We start from the raw sequence: 15515 nt of genomic DNA, 5'->3' as shown, positions 1-15515 counted from the left end.
CCCCGCGCACCCGGCAGAGCTGCGCACCCGCAGGAATCAGAGGTCGGTCTCGCCCTCCGCGACCAGCACCGCCGGCCCGGTCATGAGCACCCGGTCGTCCTCGGTCCACACGATGTCGAGGCGCCCGCCGGGGACGTCGACGCGGTACGACGTGCCGCGCGGTGCGTCGTCGGCCAGCGCGGTCGCGACCATCACCGCGCACGCGCCGGTGCCGCAGGACCGGGTCTCGCCGGAGCCACGCTCGTGGACGCGCATCGCGACGTGCCGCTCGCCGCGGCGTACGACGAACTCCACGTTGACGCCGTCGGGATAGACGGCGTGGTCGTAGGCGGGCTCGGTCAGCAGCGAGCCGGCCTGGGCGAGGTCGTCGACGAAGGCGACGGCGTGCGGGTTGCCCGTGGAGACGTGCCGGGCGGCGTGGCCGGTGCCGTCGACGGTGACGGTCGTGGTGTCGTGCACCTGCGGGGTGCCCATGTCGGCGGTGAGCAACCCGTCACCGGCGTCGCTGACGACCTTGACGCCGTCGCGGGTGTCGATGGACACCGGGTAGGGCTCCCCCTCGTGGTCGTGGAGGTAGCGGGCGAACACGCGCACGCCGTTGCCACACATCTCGCTCGTCGAGCCGTCGGCGTTGCGGTAGTCCATGAACCAGCCGTCGTCGCCGCGGACCGCCCTCAGCACCCCGTCGCCGCCGATGCCGGCGCGGCGGTCGCACAGCGCGCGGACCCGGGCGGGGTCGAGATCACCGTGGACGGTGCCGTCGGCGTCGGGCAGGACGACGAAGTCGTTCTCGGTGCCGTGGCCCTTGAGGAAGCGGTAGCTCACTCCCCCAGTGTGGCAGGACCGACCAGGGCGGCTGAGCGAGCCGGACGGACTGGACGCGCGCTGGACGAACCGGGATGACCGGGCGGGCCGGTCGGCGAGCCGGCCGGTCAGCCGTCACCGGACCACGCTGTGCCGCAGGCAGGCGAAGTCGCGGTTGCGCGTGACCTCCTCGAGCCGCAGCTCGACGTGGCGCGGCAGCACCGGGGCGCCGGCGCCGAGGGTGACGGGGGCGTACTGGATCCACACCTCGTCGAGGAGCCCGGCGTCGTGGAACTGTCCGACCAGGTCCCCGCCGCCCACCAGCCAGACGTCCTTGCCGGCGGCGACGTCGAGTGCCGCGGCGTGCACCTGCTCGACCGGCTCCGCGGAGAACGTCACGGCCTTGACCGGCTCGAAGGTGCGGTGCGTCATCACCCAGGTCGGCAGGTCGCCCCAGGGGTCGTCGTCGTGGTCGAGGATCCACTGCCACGTCGTGGCCCCCATGACGCAGGCCCCGATCCGCTCGCGGAACGACGCGTAGTGCATCGGCCCCTGCTCGTCGATGTCGCGCGACGTCAGCCAGTCGAGCGAGTGGTCCGGCGTCGCGATGAAGCCGTCGAGCGAGCAGCCCGTGTAGTAGATGGTGGTCATGCCTCATACCTCCTGCGGTTCCAGGTGATCGGATCACCGTCGTCGATCTCGTGGCCGCCGGCACGGAGCATCAGCCGCGCCAGCTGGCGCCGGTGGGCGCCGAAGGACAGGACGTGCGCGATGACGCTGCCGACCCGGAAGGACTCGGGCGGGTCGCACAGGGCGTCGATGAGCCGGTCGTCCCACGCGCCACGCTGCTCCACGTCGCGGCACACCGCGAGCCAGCGCGGGGCGATCGCCTCGTGCCTAGCGCGGAGGCTCGCCGGGTCGTCGGACCCGCGGTCGGGGAAGTCAGCACCCTCGAACGCCGCGACCCAGACCTCCTTGCTGAAGACCTGGTGCTCCAGCACGCTCGCCGCCGACGGCTCCTCGCCGTCGAAGGACAGCACGGTGTGCCGCGGCAGCACCTCGCGCCGGTAGTCCTCGTCGGGGACGGACGCCGCCACGTCGATCAGGTGGGCGGTGTCGTCGATGTCGTGCTGGACCAGCTGGGCGGACACGTGCATGGGATGGACCTCCTCGGACTCGTGGACCCACAGGCTGAGTGGCGGGTGGAAGTGCACGCCGTTGGGCGCGGGGAGCCAGTGCGCGCGGACGTCGCCCGGACCTGCGAAGGTGCTGGGCGGAAAGCCGTACGCCCGGACGAAGGCGCGACCGAACCCCTCGACCGACTCGTACCCCGCCTCGAAGGCCGCGTCGGTCACCGACAGCCCGCGCGAGATCCGCCAGGCGCTCCGCTCGAGCATCACCCGACGACGCAGCGCCACCGGGGTCTCGCCGGTGCCGCGCGCGACTTCCCGGCTGAAGTGGAAGCGCGAGGCGTACGCCGTGCCGGCCATGTCGTCGAGGCGTGGGTTGTCCTCGTCGAGCACGGCGTCGAGCAGCTCGCGCAGGCGGTCACGTCCGGTCACGGATCCAGTGTGGACCGGTCGGGTGCCACAGCACCCGACCGATCTTGCTCGACCCGAGGCCCCGACGAGAGCCGGGACGGGGGTCGGGAGGGGCGACTACCGCGGGTCGACGACCCGGGCCGCCCCGCCGCCGCGCCGCACCGGCTCCGAGACCGCGGTCATCAGCCCACCCGGGCCGAACTCGATCGCGGTGGCCGCACCGATCTCCGCGGCACTGGTGAAGGCGTCGCCGGCCGGGGCCAGCTTGTGGCCCAGGGCCGTGAGCCCCGCGCCGTACGCGGTGATGAAGTCCGGCTCGGCCGTCACGTTGGCGGTGTTGCGCTGCGAGGCCCGCGGGGCCGCAATGGCGCCCGCGACACCCATCCGCAGGTCGATCCGGTTGACCAGCATCTGCAGCACGGTGGTGATGATCGTGGAGCCGCCGGGCGAGCCGAGGGCCATGAAGGGCTTGCCGTCCTTGAGCACGATCGTCGGGCTCATCGACGAGCGCGGGCGCTTGCCGGGCTGGATGCGGTTGGGGTCGGCCGGGTCGTAGACGGTCGAGAAGTCGGTGAGCTCGTTGTTGAGCAGGAAGCCGTAGCGCGGCACCGCCATGCCCGAGCCGCCGGTCTGCTCGATGGTGAGGGTGTACTCCACGACGTTGCCCCACTTGTCGGCCACGGTGAGGTTGGTGGTCGAGATGTTCTCGGTGTCGGCATCGACCGTCCCGCGGGCGGCGGGGGCGCCGCACACGCCGTCATACGACGCGACGTCACCGGCCGCGGTCGGCTTGGTGAGCGCGGTGGTCGGGCTGATCGCGCAGGCCCGCTCGGCGGCGTACCGGTCGCTGAGGAGCTTGCCGATCGGGACGTCCACGAACGCCGGGTCGCCGACGTACTTGCCCCGGTCGGCGAAGGACAGGGCGCTCGCCTCGAGGTAGTGGTGCAGCGCCTGGGTCGGCGTCATCGAGGACAGGTCGTAGCGCTCCAGGATGTTGAGCGCCTCGCCGACCGTGGTGCCGCCCGAGGAGGACGGGTTCATCCCGTAGACGTCGTAGCCGCGGTAGCTGCTGCGGCTCGGCTTCTGGTTGAGCACCTTGTAGTTCTTCAGGTCCTTGCGCGAGAGGTAGCCCCGCGGGACCGGCAGCTCCGTGCTCGGCGTGGTGCGCGGCTTGCGCACGATCTTGACCATCAGGCGCGCGAGCCGGCCCTCGTAGAACGCGTCGAGGCCCTCCTCGCCGAGCATCGTGTACGTCGTCGCGAGCTGCGGGTTCTTGAAGACCGAGCCGACCTCGGGGGCGTCGCCGCCGGGGAGGAACAGCTGGCGGCTGGCCCAGAAGGCGTTGAAGCGCTCCTCGTTGTCCAGCGTCTGCTGGCGGAAGGTGTCGTCGACGACGAAGCCGCGCTGAGCAACGCCGATGGCCGGCTTGAGCGCCTTGGCCATCGACAGCGTGCCGAAGCGCTTGAGGGCGCGCGCCCAGGTGGCCGGGGTGCCGGGCACACCGACGCTCACGCCGCTGGTCACCAGGTCGGGGGTGAAGGGGTAGGGCTTGCCGGTCGCCGGGTCGACGAAGGCGTCGGTCGGCATCTTCGCCGGGGCGGTCTCACGACCGTCGATGGTGCTGACCTCGCCGGTCTTCGCGTCGTAGTGGACGAAGTAGCCGCCCCCGCCGATGCCCGCGCTGTAGGGCTCGGTGACGCCCAGGGTGGCCGCGGCCGCCACGGCGGCGTCGGCGGCGTTGCCGCCCTTCTTGAGGATCTTGAGCGCCGCCGCGCTCGCCTCGGGGTCGACGGTGGAGACCGCGCCGCCGTAGCCGACCGCGGTCGGGATCTTCGCCGTCGGCCGGGCGGCCGGGGTCGGGGACGGCTCGTCGGCGGGTGCCGGCGGGGCGGAGACGAGCAGGCCCGCGACGAGTGCGGACGTGGCGAGGGCGGGTAGGGCGATGCGCATGCGGGCCTCCGAGAAATGACCGACCGGGTGTGGGTGCCCCCACCCTGCGCCTCAGGCGTCCGGTTGTCGATCCCCTCCGGGGTGGAGTGCCGCGACGGCCTCGAGCGTGCGCTCGAGCCGGTGCGGGTCGTCGTACGGGACCCAGACGACGCGGGGGTCCTTGCGGAACCACGAGTCCTGGCGGCGGGCGAAGCGCCGGGTGGCGGCCTGGGTGCGCGCGATCGCGTCGTCGCGGCCCATCTCGCCGCGCAGGTACGCCGCCGCCTCGCGGTAGCCGATCGCCCGGCCGGCGGTGAGTCCCCGCTCGAGCCCGAGGTCGAGCAGCCGCTCCACCTCGTCGACCAGCCCCTCGTCGTACATCCGGCGCACCCGCTCGTCGATCCGCGCGTCGAGGGCGGGGCGGTCGATGTCGACTCCGACCTGGAGGGTGAGCGGGTCGGCGTACTCGAGCTGCGGCAGGCTCGCGGAGTAGGGACGCCCGGTGAGCGCGATGACTTCGAGGGCGCGGACGACCCGGCGGCCGTTGTCGGCGAGGATCCGGTCGGCGGCCTCCGGGTCGAGGCGGGCGAGCCGGTCGTGCATCGCGGGGTGCCCGAGCCGATCGAGGTCGGCCTCCAGCTCGCGGCGCAGAGACTCGTCGGTGCCGGGGAACTCGAAGCGGTCGAGGATCGCGCGGGTGTAGAGCGCCGACCCGCCGACCAGCACCGGCGTCGCACCCCGGCGGCGGATGTCGTCGATCGCCGCGCGGGCCCACCCCTGGAACTGCGCCACCGTGGCCGTCTCGGTGACGTCGAGCAGGTCGAGCAGGTGGTGGGGGATGTCGCGGCGCTCGGCCGGGGGGAGCTTGGCGGTGCCGACGTCCATCCCGCGGTAGACCTGCATGGCGTCGGTGTTGACCACCTCGCCACCCAGCCGCTGCGCCAGGTCGAGGCTCAGCCCCGTCTTCCCGGAGGCTGTGGCCCCCACGACGGCGACCGTGACGGGGTGGGTCGCGGCGGGCATGGTCGGTAGTGTTCCAAACGAGGCGCGGTCCGTCCGGGCCGCACTCCGCACACCGACTTTCGTGGAGGACCAGATGGGTTTCCTGGACGACGCCAAGGCCAAGCTCACCGACGCCGTCGACAAGCACGGCGACAAGATCGCGGACGGGCTCACCAAGGCCGGCGACGCGGTCGACAAGAAGACCGGCGGCAAGTACACCGAGCACATCGGCACCGGGGTCACCAAGGCCCAGGAGGGCCTGGACAAGCTCGACGGCAAGAACGACGACTTCTCGGCCACCACGACCGAGCCGGCCCCGGACCCCGACGTGGTCCCCTCCCCGGGACCCGAGCCGACCACCGACCCGGCTCCCGTGCCGACCCCCTCGCCCGACGCGCCGGGCCTCCCCACCGACCCGACCAACCCGGCCACCGGCTCCGCACCCCGCCCCTGAGGCGGGGCCGCCGACGCTCGCCCCTGAGGCGGGGCCGCCGACGCTCGCCCCTGAGGGGGTGAGCGTCGCCCGTCGGCCACCACTAGGTTGGCTGCCGTGACGGATCGCTTCGTGGTCGTGCCGGCCTCCTACGTCTACCTCCTGCGCGAGGGCGACGGGGGGACCGAGGTGCTGCTCCAGCTCAGGCAGGGCACGCCCTACATGGACGGCCACTGGGCCGCCGCCGCGGCCGGTCACGTCGAACGCGGCGAGACGGCGTACGACGCCGCCCGCCGCGAGGCCGCCGAGGAGCTCGGGCTGACCGGCGCCGACCTCGACTTCGAGTTCACCATGCACCGCACCCGCGGTGGCGAGGCCATCGACGAGCGCGTCGACTGGTTCTTCACCGCCCGATCGTGGGAGGGCGAGCCGCGGGTGATGGAGCCCGACAAGTGCGCCGAGCTCCGCTGGTGCCGCCTCGACGCGCTGCCCACCCCGGTGGTGCCGCACGAGGCGTTCGCGCTCAGCCGGCTCGGCAGCGGCGAGCGCTACCTCGCCCACGGTTTCGACCATTTCCATCAGGCCCATCTCAACGAAGACCCGGAGGGACAACGATGAACAACGAGGACCTCGGCCCGCTCCCCGAGCCGGTCATCGAGGACAAGGAACCCAACCCCGGCGGCGTCGACGCGGTCGGCGGTGACCCCGAGGACGTCAACCTCGCCCGGGACCTCGACCCCGAGGACAACCCGGCCGTCGACGACGTGCTCCCCGACGAGATCGCGGAGGCCGACGACAAGCAGCAGGCCCCCGAGGGCGAGGCGGACGACCAGGAGTCGGGCACCGCGCAGGACCCCGAGGCCGGCCAGGAGTCCGAGGACGGGTCGGTCGAGCCGCCCGCCTGAGCGTTCGACGGCAGCACCGAGATGGCGGCCCCGCAAGTCCACGTGGTGGACCTGCGGGGCCGCTGTCGCGTTGTCCACAGGCGGCGACCTCGTGGTTGCGGCGATGCCCGGCCGGACACAGCATCGAGACATGCCCACCGAGGAGTACGCCGCGCTGCTGCGTCATCAGTCGGGCGTCATCTCGCGGGCCCAGGCGCTGTCAGCGGGACTGGCTCCCCACGACATCAAGCGGCTCGAGCGTCGCCGTGACCTGGTCCGCCTCCACCCGCGCGTCTGGTTCGACCACTCGGGAGATCCCACGTGGCTGCAGCGGGCGTGGGGTGCCGTGCTCGTCGCCTGGCCGGCGGCCCTGTGCCACCAGTCCGCCCTGCGTGCCGAGGGCGGCCCCGGTCGCCGCGAGGACGAGGCGGTGGTCCACGTGGCCGTCGACCGGATGCGTTCCCTGGCCGTCCCCGAGGGCGTGCGCCTGCACCGCCTGGCCGACCTGGGGAGCAAGGTCCGCTGGAACACCTCCCCACCCCGCGTCCGGGTCGAGCACGCCCTGGTCGACGTGGCCGCCGAGGCACGCGACGAGATCACCGCGGTGGCGACCCTCTCGGATGCCGTGCAGGCCCGGTGGACCACTCCACGCCGGTTGCTGGACGCCATCGAGGTGCGCACCCGTCTCCCGCGCCGCGACTTCCTCGTCGGGGTCCTGCGCGACGTCGACGAGGGAGCCTGCTCGGTGCTCGAGCACGGCTACCTCACCCTGGTCGAGCGAGCCCACCACCTGCCCTCGGCCAGCCGCCAGGTGCGCGACTCGCACCGAGGCCCGCTCTACCGCGACGTGGTCTACGAGGAGTACGACCAGGTCGTCGAGCTCGACGGCCGACTGGGACACACGTCCGGCCTGGCCCGCCACGCCGACCTCGAGCGTGACCTCGAGGCCGCTGTCGACCGGCTGGGCACCATCCGTATCGGGTGGGGCCAGGTCTTCACGGGTGCGTGCTCGACGGCCTTCCACGTGGGTCGGCTCCTCCAGGCGCGGGGCTGGACCGGGACCGTCGTCCCTTGCGCGTCATGCAGGACCGGGAAGTGCCGCGCCAGCTGACGCACGTGGGACAGCGGCCCCTGGAATCCACCGGGTGGACCTGCTGGGCCGCCATCCCGAAGAGCCCTCGGTCCGGACGAGCAGCCGGTCGACTCAGCTGCAGGCGGGCGCCGGGGGCAGCGGCGCGGGCACGCCGATGCCCGGCATGCCGAGCCCGACGCCCGACCCGGGCCCTGCGGGCGCCGAGCTGCGGGCCTCCCACGCGTCGCCGGCGCGGGTGCGGCGTACGTCGAGGACCGGGCCGTCGGCGACGAGGTGGTGCGGGGCGGCGTACGTGATCTCGACGACGACCATGTCGCCCGGGCGGACCCCGGCGGCGCCCTCGGGGTTGAAGTGCACGAGGCGGCTGTCGCGGCCGCGACCGGACAGCCGGTGGGTGGCGGCGTCCTTACGGCCCTCGCCCTCGGCGACCATCAGCTCGACGCGGGTGCCGACGAGGGCCTTGTTCTCGGCCCAGGCGATCTCGGTGACCAGCTCGGACAGGCGCAGGTAGCGGTCCTTGACGACCTCCGGCGGCACCTGGTCCTCCATGGTGGCGGCGGGGGTGCCGGGGCGCGGGGAGTACTGGAAGGTGAAGGCGCCGGAGAAGCGGGACTCGCGCACCACCCGCATCGTCTCGAGGAAGTCCTCCTCGGTCTCGCCGGGGAAGCCCACGATGATGTCGGTGGTGATCGCCGCGTCAGGCATGGCCGCGCGGACCCGCTCGATGATGCCGAGGAACTTCGAGGAGCGGTAGGAGCGGCGCATCGCGCGCAGCAGCCGGTCGGAGCCGGACTGCAGGGGCATGTGCAGCTGGTGCATGACGTTGGGCGTCTCGGCCATCGCCTCGATGACGTCGTCGGTGAACTCGGCCGGGTGCGGCGAGGTGAAGCGGACCCGCTCGAGGCCCTCGACCTCGCCGCAGGCGCGCAGCAGCTTGGAGAAGGCCTGCCGGTCGCCGAACTCCACGCCGTACGCGTTGACGTTCTGGCCCAGCAGGGTGATCTCGGTGACGCCCTCGGCGACCAGCGCCTCGACCTCGGCCAGGATCTCGCCGGGGCGGCGGTCCTTCTCCTTGCCGCGCAGCGCCGGGACGATGCAGAAGGTGCACGTGTTGTTGCAGCCGACCGAGATCGAGACCCATGCGGCGTACGCCGAGTCGCGCTTGGTCGGCAGGGTCGAGGGGAAGACCGACAGCGACTCGAGGATCTCGACCTGCGCCTCCTGGTGCGAGCGGGCGCGATCGAGGAGGGCCGGCAGCGAGCCGATGTTGTGGGTGCCGAAGACGACGTCGACGTACGGCGCCTTGTCCGTGATCGTGGCGCGGTCCTTCTGCGCGAGGCACCCGCCGACGGCGATCTGCATGTCGGGGTTGGCGGCCTTGATCGGCGCCAGGTGCGAGAGGTTGCCGTAGAGCTTGTTGTCGGCGTTCTCGCGGACCGCGCACGTGTTGAAGACGACCACGTCGGCCTGCGCGCCGGCGGGAGTGGCGACGTACCCCGCGTCCTCCAGCAGCCCGGTGAGGCGCTCGGAGTCGTGGACGTTCATCTGGCACCCGTAGGTGCGGACCTCGTAGGTGCGTGCAGGCGTCTCAGGCAGCGTCTCGGGAATGGCAGTCATGACCGGTCAAGGGTACGGCGGGCGCTCGGGGCCGGTGGAATCGCGCAACGACCGCCGCCGACCGCGGCCCGCTGCTAGCGTCCGCCCACGATCCCGGCCGAGGGCCGCGACGAGGTCTAGGGGGACCCATGTCGACACGTACCGCACCCGCGCTCCTGGCCCTGGCGTGCGCCGCGAGCCTGCTCACCCATGCCACGCCGAGCACCGCCTCGGCGGCGAGCTGCGACGGTCGCCGGGCCACCATCGTCACCTCTGACGAGCGGGTGACGGGCACCGCCGGCGACGACGTGATCGTGGCGCTCGGGGCACGCGCCCAGGTCGAGGCCGGGGCCGGCGACGACAGGGTCTGCGTGCGCGGTAGCGGGGGCTGGAAGAGCGTGACCGGTGGACCGGGGGATGACCGGGTGCTCGTCGAGACGCGCACCCGGGTGTTCGCCGATCTCCGTCTCGGGACCGACACCTTCCGGGGTGGCCCGGGCACCGACCTGGTGATCTCGGGCTGGCCCGGCGCTCGCAACGCCGACCGCGTCCTGCTGGGCCGGGGGGCCGACGCGCTCGTCCTCGCGGAGGGCGCGGACCACCGTCGGGCGGTCCTGCGCGGCGGTCGGGGCACCGACCTGCTGAGGGTCACGCGCAGGTCCGGGTCCCTCCGCCTCGACGCGGGCACCGCGAGCGCGTCGCTCGACGACGAGGCCCACGCGCGCTGGGACTCCTTCGAGTCGTACGCCGTCTCCTCCGGGACACACCAGGCCTTCGTGGGCAGCCCCGGAGACGACGCCGTGTCCTTCGACGGTCGCGGGGCCGTCGAGGCGGTCACCGGGGACGGCGACGACGTGGTGGGTCTGCGCGTCGACCCCGGACCCACGGCCCTCGTTCCCGGCAGCCGCCCGGACGGGGATCGACACCGGGGCGCCGGGGTCGTGCTCGACACCGGGACCGGCCGGGACCGGCTCGAGCTCGGCACCTCGGCTTCTCTCGTCCGCGGCGACCTGGTCACGGATCGCATCGAGTTCTCCGAGGAGGGCGCGTTGGTCGGCGTCCTCGCGGCCACCGGCGTCGAGGACCTGACGGTGAGCGCTCCGGTCGATGCCGGCGCGCAGGTCCGCAGCCGCGTCGAGCTCGTCGGTGACGATGCGACCAACGAGCTGAAGGCCAGCGCCTGTCACGTGGTGCTGCTCGGCGCCGAAGGGGACGACGAGCTGGGGGTGGGTCTCGACCCTCGAGGCGGCTTCTTCGTGAGCGCCGGTGGCATCGACCGCGGGTGCCGTCGCACGTCGGAGGTGTACGGCGGCCCCGGTGACGACGTCATGACGAGCCGGGTCACCACCTTCGACACCCGTGGCCTGGAGGTCGGCGAAACCGTCAAGGACGTGGAGCTCCCGGTCAAGGACCTCCTCGACGGCGGTGAGGGCGACGACTCCGCCCGCGCGGGTGCCGGGCAGGACACGTGCATCGCAGAGACCCGCATCGCCTGCGAGGCCTGACCTACCCTCGGACCCATGCCGCGCCTGCACGCCTTCGAGCTGCTGCCCGACGACGAGGGACGCGAGGCCGTCCTCCGTGACTGGCAGGCGCTGCGCGACGCCGGGCTCCCGTCGCAGCTCGACCACAAGGGCATGACCAACACCCCGCACGTCACCGTCCTCACCGCCGAGACCCTCGGGCCGGACCACGACGAGGTCGCGCTCGAGCGCCTCGGCCCCTCGCTGCCGGTGGAGTCGCGGGCGTCGGGGATCGCGCTGCTCGGGGGAGCCCGGGTGTCCGTCGTCCGGCTGCTCGACGTCCCCGACGCGCTCATCGGTGCGGTGCTCGCACTGCGCGGCGAGGTACCGCACGCCAAGCACCCGGGATGGCTGCCGCACGTGACCCTGGCCCGGCGGGTGCCGCGCTCGGCGGTCCCGGCCGCGCTCGAGGCGATCGGCCACGAGGACCTCGCCCTCCGCCTCGTCGAGCTGCGGCGCTGGGACCCGGACGCCGGGACGGTCCGCACCCTCTGACCTGCTCCCCGAGGCGGATCAGTGCCGGTCGACGGCACCGGCGAGGACCTTGGCCCCTGCCCCGCCGACGGCGGACGGACGAGGATCGAGACATGGAGGCGCCGACGAACCGCCGCGACGTGTGGACCCGCTGGATCGCGTGGACCACGGTCGCGGAGGTGGCGGGATTCGCCGCTCCGGGGGTCGTCGGCGTCGCCACCTCGAGCCGCACGGGGACGGCCCAGTGGGTCCCGCTCGTCGCGGCCGGCATGGTCGAGGGTGCCGCACTGGGCGCCGGCCAGGCGCACGTGCTCCGCGACGTCCTCCCCGGGCTCCGGGTGCGGGCCTTCGCCGTCGCGACGTCCGTGGCCGCCGGTGTCGCGTACGCCGTCGCGATGCTCCCCGCCGCGTGGCACGGGTGGTTCGCCGACCTGCCCGTGCCGCTGCTCGTGCTCCTCGCCGCCCTCGGCGGCGGGGTCCTGATCACCTCGATCGGGACCGGCCAGTGGCTGGTCCTGCGCGAGGTGCTCCCCCGATCGGCGAGCTGGGTGTTGACGACGGCCCTCGCCTGGCTCGCCGGTCTGGGGGTGTTCCTGGGGGTCGCGACGCCGTGGTGGCACGAGGGGCAGTCAGCAGTGGGAGCCGTCCTCGTCGGCCTGGTAGCCGCCACGCTGATGGCCCTCACCGTGGCGGTGGTCACCGGTGCCGCGTTGCTGCGGTTGCTGGCCCGTGACCGCGAGGTCGCTCAGGTGAGGTGACGCCGCGCGACGAGCTCGCCGAGGTCGGCGAGCAGCCGGGCCGGCTCGCGCAGGCAGACCTCCACGTCGGGCTCGACGTCCGTCAGGGCGTACGCCGCGCCGATGCCGCCGGCGGCCAGCTCGTCGTCGTCGAGCAGCCGTCGCCCGCAGACCGCGACGACGGGCACTCCCGCGGCACCGGCCGCGGTCGCGACCCCGACCGGCGCCTTGCCGCGCAGGCTCTGCGCGTCGAGCGAGCCCTCGCCGGTCACCACCAGGTCGGCGCCCGCCACCCGGTCGGCGAAGCCGAGCAGGTCGAGCAGCAGCCCGATGCCGGGGCGCAGCTCGGCACCCAGCGCGGCCACGAGGGCGAAGCCGACGCCACCCGCGGCCCCCGCCCCCGGGGCATCGCGACGGTCGGCCCCCGTCGCGGTCGCGAGCACGTCGGCCCAGTGCGACAGGGCCGCGTCGAGCTCGACCACCTGCTCGGGCGACGCGCCCTTCTGCGGCCCGTAGACCGCCGCCGCCCCCTCCGGACCGGTCAGCGGGTTGTCGACGTCGCAGGCCACCACGACCCGCGCGTCCGCGAGCCCGGGGTGCATGTCGTCGAGCGCAAGGGCCGAGACGTCGGCGAGGCCCGCGCCGCCGTCCGGGACCGCGGGCGAGGCCACGGCCCCGAGCGCGGCCAGCAGGCCCGCGCCGCCGTCGGTGCTCGCGCTGCCCCCGATGCCCACGACGAGCTCCCGGCAGCCCGCGTCCAGCGCGGCCGCCATCACCTCGCCGAGGCCCCGGCTCGAGGCGGTGAGCGGGGCCGGCACCCCGCCGGGCAGGCGCTCCAGCCCGCACGCGTCGGCCATCTCCACCACCGCGGTCGTCCCCTGACGTGCGTACGCCGTCTCCACCGGCTCGCCGGTCGGGCCGGCCACCGTCACCGGCACCCGCTCGAAGCCGGCAGAGATCGCCGCGTCGAGCGTGCCGTCGCCCCCGTCAGCCACCGGCAGCAGCTCGACCTCGGCGTCCGGGTGCACCCGCCGCAGGCCGAGCGCGACGGCCCGCGCGACGTCGTACGCCGGGAGGGTGCCCTTGAACTTGTCGGGCGCGACGAGGACCCGGGTCATGACGCCGGCACCGCGGTCGAGTCGCGCACGACCAGGTCGCACTCGGCCGTACGACGCCGTGGTCGCGCCGAGGGCTCCTTGAGGGCCATCAGCAGGGCCTGCTCCCCCATGTCGACCATCGGCAGCCGCACGGTCGTGAGCGCGGGGGCCAGGTCGACGGCGACGGCCACGTCGTCGAAGCCGGTGACCGACATCCGGCCCGGCACCGCGATGCCCCGGTCGCGCAGCACCGAGAGCACGCCGATGGCCATGTCGTCGTTGAGGGCGAGGATCGCGGTGACCTCGGGGTGGGCGGCCAGGATCTCCTCCGCCGCCTGCTTGCCGCCGAGGCGGGTGAAGGGTGCCTCGACCACCGGCACGTCCGCGAAGGGGATGCCGGCCGCGGCGAAGGCCTCCTCGATCCCGGCCAGCCGGTCGGCCACGGTGGTCAGGGACCGCAGGCCGGCGACGACGGCGATCCGGCGGTGGCCGAGGTCGAGCAGGTGGCGAGCGACGGCCCGGCCCCCGGCCTGGTTGTCGGGCAGCACGGCGTCGGCGCTGAGGTGGTGGCGCCCGATCACCGCGACCCGGCCGCCGAAGCGGCGGTAGCTCGCCAGGTCGGCCTTGGCCGCGGCCTGGTGGGCGGGGTCGACGAAGCCGGAGCCGGCGATGATGATCGCGCCGACGCGGTTGGCGATGAGGGTGCGGATCTGCTCGAGCTCCTGCTGGGGGTCGCGACCGGTGTGGCAGATCTGCACGGTCAGTCCCTCCCGGGCTCCCACGCGCAGCACGCCGCTGGCGATCTCGGTGAAGTAGGGGTCGCCGATCTCGTGGACCAGCAGCCCGACCGACCGGGACGCACCGCCGGCGAGGCTGCGGGCGTGGATGTTGGCGACGTACCCCATGTCCCGGGCGACGCCGCGCACGCGCTCGGCGACCTCCTCGCTGACGCCCGACGTGCGCGACAGGCTGCGCGAGGCGGTCGCGATCGAGACGCCCGCGGCCTCGGCGACGTCCTGCAGCCGCAGCGTGGGCCTGTCCTTCGCCAACGTGTCCCCCTCCGGGTCCTCGGACACGAGAAGTGCTGTGACCCTTGCCACATCCGTCGTGTGTTGCCTACAGTAACCGAAAGCGCTTACGAAAGCGCTTACGTTCAGCGTAGAGGAGCGACATGAAGGTCACCACCCACCACCGCCTCGGCGTCCTCGCCCTGGCTTCCGCCCTCACCCTCTCCGGGTGCATGAGCTCCGGCTCCGGCGCCGAGGGCGAGGAGGGCGACGGTCCCATCACCATCGGCATCTCCCTCCCGCTCACCGGTGACTTCAGCGAGCCGGGCAAGGGGGTCCAGCGCGGCTACGAGGCCTGGGCCGACTACGTCAACGAGAACGGCGGCCTGCTCGGCCGCGACGTCGAGCTGACGATCCTCGACGACCAGTCCAACGCCGACCGGGTCGCGTCCGACTACGAGAAGCTCATCAACCAGGACGGCGTCGACCTCGTCTTCGGCCCCTTCTCCACCCGCCTCGTCGTCCCCGCCGCCCAGGTGGCCAAGGACTACGGCTTCCTCTTCGTGGAGCCGGCCGGCGCCGCGGAGGAGGTCTTCACCCAGGGCTTCGACAACCTCTTCTACGCCGCTCCCGCGGTCGCGGACGACCACTACAACTACCTCGCCGACGCCATCGAGGCGCTGCCGGAGGCGGAGCGGCCGAAGACCGCGGCGTACGCCGCCATGGACGACCCGTTCGCGATGGGCACGGCCTACGGGCTCAAGACCCGCCTCGAGGAGCTGGGCGTCGAGACCGTCGTGGACGAGGTCTACCCGCCCAACACCACCGACTTCGGCTCGATCGCGGCCAAGATCGCCGACAGCAAAGCCGACGTCGTGGTCGGCGGCACGCAGTACCAGGATGCCGTCAACATGATCGTCTCGTTGCGCCAGCTCGACTACCAGCCCAAGATGGCCGCCTTCTCGACCGCGCCGACCAACCCGGAGTTCCCCGAGGCGATCGGCGACGAGACCGAGGGGATCCTGTCCCCCACCGGCTACACGCCCGAGGCGGACTACCCCACCAACGCCGAGTTCGTGGAGTACTACACCGAGCGCGAGGGGACCCCGCCGGCCGAGGACGAGGCCAACGCGTGGACGACCGGCCAGGTCGTGGCCGCCGCCGTCGAGGCCGTCGGCTGCGCCGACCCCGACCCGGAGTGCCAGCAGCAGCTCATCGACTGGCTGCGCGACAACGAGGTCGACACCGTCGTCGGCCCGCTGACCTGGGACGCCGAGGGCCGCCCCGAGGGCGCCCACCTCATCCAGCAGTACGTCGACGGCGAGATCCGGATCGTGCTGCCCGAGGACGCCGCCGAGGCCGACCTCATCCTCGAGAAGCCCGAGTGGTGACCGG

16 protein-coding genes are annotated in these 15515 nt (G+C 73.4%); 8 read left to right on the top strand and 8 right to left on the bottom strand.

The genetic code is table 11. The features are described 5' to 3' along the window. Positions 1–36: 36 nt before the first annotated feature. From dapF to miaA, 5 genes are all read right to left on the bottom strand, one after another. Positions 37–825 carry a diaminopimelate epimerase gene (dapF, locus tag ASG88_RS12440; protein ID WP_056887719.1) on the bottom strand — a complete coding sequence of 263 codons (789 nt, stop codon included), beginning with the start codon at positions 823–825 and terminating at the stop codon, positions 37–39. Between the two features lie 114 nt (positions 826–939). Next, positions 940–1455, bottom strand: coding sequence for a dihydrofolate reductase family protein (locus ASG88_RS12435; RefSeq protein ID WP_056887718.1), 516 nt, complete (start codon positions 1453–1455; stop codon positions 940–942). Next, complete coding sequence (locus ASG88_RS12430; protein ID WP_056887717.1) at positions 1452–2366, bottom strand: helix-turn-helix domain-containing protein; 915 nt, start codon at positions 2364–2366, stop codon at positions 1452–1454. Before ASG88_RS12430 ends, ASG88_RS12435 begins: the two co-directional genes overlap by 4 nt. Before the next feature lie 96 nt (positions 2367–2462). Next, the gene (gene ggt, locus ASG88_RS12425; protein ID WP_056887716.1) at positions 2463–4295 is read right to left on the bottom strand and encodes a gamma-glutamyltransferase; all 1833 of its coding nucleotides are present in this window, start codon (positions 4293–4295) and stop codon (positions 2463–2465) included. A 51-nt stretch (positions 4296–4346) separates the two neighbouring features. Beyond that, positions 4347–5297: a tRNA (adenosine(37)-N6)-dimethylallyltransferase MiaA gene (gene miaA, locus ASG88_RS12420; RefSeq protein ID WP_056887715.1), complete on the bottom strand. Its 951-nt coding sequence runs from the start codon at positions 5295–5297 to the stop codon at positions 4347–4349. 73 nt (positions 5298–5370) lie between these two features. On the opposite strand from miaA, the gene ASG88_RS24050 reads away from it, so the two are divergent. From ASG88_RS24050 to ASG88_RS12400, 4 genes are all read left to right on the top strand, one after another. Then, positions 5371–5730 carry an antitoxin gene (locus ASG88_RS24050; RefSeq protein ID WP_082600392.1) on the top strand — a complete coding sequence of 120 codons (360 nt, stop codon included), beginning with the start codon at positions 5371–5373 and terminating at the stop codon, positions 5728–5730. A 96-nt stretch (positions 5731–5826) separates the two neighbouring features. Continuing rightward, complete coding sequence (locus tag ASG88_RS12410; protein ID WP_056887714.1) at positions 5827–6327, top strand: NUDIX hydrolase; 501 nt, start codon at positions 5827–5829, stop codon at positions 6325–6327. Next, on the top strand, positions 6324–6614 hold the full coding sequence (locus ASG88_RS12405) for a hypothetical protein (protein ID WP_056887713.1): 291 nt from the start codon (positions 6324–6326) through the stop codon (positions 6612–6614). The genes ASG88_RS12410 and ASG88_RS12405 overlap by 4 nt, the downstream gene beginning before the upstream one ends. A gap of 130 nt (positions 6615–6744) precedes the next feature. After that, the gene (locus ASG88_RS12400; RefSeq protein ID WP_056887712.1) at positions 6745–7704 is read left to right on the top strand and encodes a type IV toxin-antitoxin system AbiEi family antitoxin domain-containing protein; all 960 of its coding nucleotides are present in this window, start codon (positions 6745–6747) and stop codon (positions 7702–7704) included. Between the two features lie 93 nt (positions 7705–7797). Here the strand turns inward: ASG88_RS12400 and miaB are convergent, their stop codons facing one another. Beyond that, positions 7798–9303 (bottom strand): tRNA (N6-isopentenyl adenosine(37)-C2)-methylthiotransferase MiaB, encoded by a 1506-nt coding sequence (gene miaB / locus ASG88_RS12395; RefSeq protein WP_056887711.1) that lies wholly within the window; start codon positions 9301–9303, stop codon positions 7798–7800. Positions 9304–9431: 128 nt separating this feature from the next. On the opposite strand from miaB, the gene ASG88_RS12390 reads away from it, so the two are divergent. From ASG88_RS12390 to ASG88_RS12380, 3 genes are all read left to right on the top strand, one after another. Beyond that, positions 9432–10787 carry a hypothetical protein gene (locus ASG88_RS12390; protein ID WP_056887710.1) on the top strand — a complete coding sequence of 452 codons (1356 nt, stop codon included), beginning with the start codon at positions 9432–9434 and terminating at the stop codon, positions 10785–10787. A gap of 15 nt (positions 10788–10802) precedes the next feature. Beyond that, positions 10803–11300 carry a 2'-5' RNA ligase family protein gene (locus ASG88_RS12385; protein ID WP_056887709.1) on the top strand — a complete coding sequence of 166 codons (498 nt, stop codon included), beginning with the start codon at positions 10803–10805 and terminating at the stop codon, positions 11298–11300. A 92-nt stretch (positions 11301–11392) separates the two neighbouring features. Further along, positions 11393–12037 (top strand): hypothetical protein, encoded by a 645-nt coding sequence (locus tag ASG88_RS12380; protein ID WP_056887708.1) that lies wholly within the window; start codon positions 11393–11395, stop codon positions 12035–12037. On the opposite strand, the gene ASG88_RS12375 is transcribed toward ASG88_RS12380, so the two are convergent. After that, the gene (locus tag ASG88_RS12375) at positions 12025–13134 is read right to left on the bottom strand and encodes a glycerate kinase (protein WP_056887870.1); all 1110 of its coding nucleotides are present in this window, start codon (positions 13132–13134) and stop codon (positions 12025–12027) included. The two genes, ASG88_RS12380 and ASG88_RS12375, sit on opposite strands and share 13 nt — an antisense overlap. Beyond that, on the bottom strand, positions 13131–14162 hold the full coding sequence (locus tag ASG88_RS12370; protein ID WP_056887869.1) for a LacI family DNA-binding transcriptional regulator: 1032 nt from the start codon (positions 14160–14162) through the stop codon (positions 13131–13133). The genes ASG88_RS12375 and ASG88_RS12370 overlap by 4 nt, the downstream gene beginning before the upstream one ends. Before the next feature lie 122 nt (positions 14163–14284). Between ASG88_RS12370 and ASG88_RS12365 the strand changes: the two genes are divergently transcribed. Further along, positions 14285–15511, top strand: coding sequence for an amino acid ABC transporter substrate-binding protein (locus ASG88_RS12365; RefSeq protein WP_056887707.1), 1227 nt, complete (start codon positions 14285–14287; stop codon positions 15509–15511). Positions 15512–15515 lie beyond the last annotated feature (4 nt).

The sequence above is a fragment of the Nocardioides sp. Soil777 genome, assembly GCF_001428425.1.
Lineage (GTDB): Bacteria > Actinomycetota > Actinomycetes > Propionibacteriales > Nocardioidaceae > Nocardioides > Nocardioides terrigena.
Note: the sequence above shows the minus strand (reverse complement) of the source record. Positions and strands in the feature narration are given on the sequence as shown.

Excerpts from the sequence above, each read along its gene's own strand:
- ASG88_RS12385 (WP_056887709.1), top strand. The coding sequence starts at position 10,803 with ATGCCGCGCCTGCACGCCTTCGAGCTGCTGCCCGACGACGAGGGACGC.
- ASG88_RS12375 (WP_056887870.1), bottom strand. The coding sequence starts at position 13,134 with ATGACCCGGGTCCTCGTCGCGCCCGACAAGTTCAAGGGCACCCTCCCG.
- ASG88_RS12435 (WP_056887718.1), bottom strand. The coding sequence starts at position 1,455 with ATGACCACCATCTACTACACGGGCTGCTCGCTCGACGGCTTCATCGCG.
- ASG88_RS12400 (WP_056887712.1), top strand. The coding sequence starts at position 6,745 with ATGCCCACCGAGGAGTACGCCGCGCTGCTGCGTCATCAGTCGGGCGTC.
- ASG88_RS12405 (WP_056887713.1), top strand. The coding sequence starts at position 6,324 with ATGAACAACGAGGACCTCGGCCCGCTCCCCGAGCCGGTCATCGAGGAC.
- miaA (WP_056887715.1), bottom strand. The coding sequence starts at position 5,297 with ATGCCCGCCGCGACCCACCCCGTCACGGTCGCCGTCGTGGGGGCCACA.
- ASG88_RS12390 (WP_056887710.1), top strand. The coding sequence starts at position 9,432 with ATGTCGACACGTACCGCACCCGCGCTCCTGGCCCTGGCGTGCGCCGCG.
- ggt (WP_056887716.1), bottom strand. The coding sequence starts at position 4,295 with ATGCGCATCGCCCTACCCGCCCTCGCCACGTCCGCACTCGTCGCGGGC.
- ASG88_RS12365 (WP_056887707.1), top strand. The coding sequence starts at position 14,285 with ATGAAGGTCACCACCCACCACCGCCTCGGCGTCCTCGCCCTGGCTTCC.
- ASG88_RS12380 (WP_056887708.1), top strand. The coding sequence starts at position 11,393 with ATGGAGGCGCCGACGAACCGCCGCGACGTGTGGACCCGCTGGATCGCG.
- ASG88_RS24050 (WP_082600392.1), top strand. The coding sequence starts at position 5,371 with ATGGGTTTCCTGGACGACGCCAAGGCCAAGCTCACCGACGCCGTCGAC.
- miaB (WP_056887711.1), bottom strand. The coding sequence starts at position 9,303 with ATGACTGCCATTCCCGAGACGCTGCCTGAGACGCCTGCACGCACCTAC.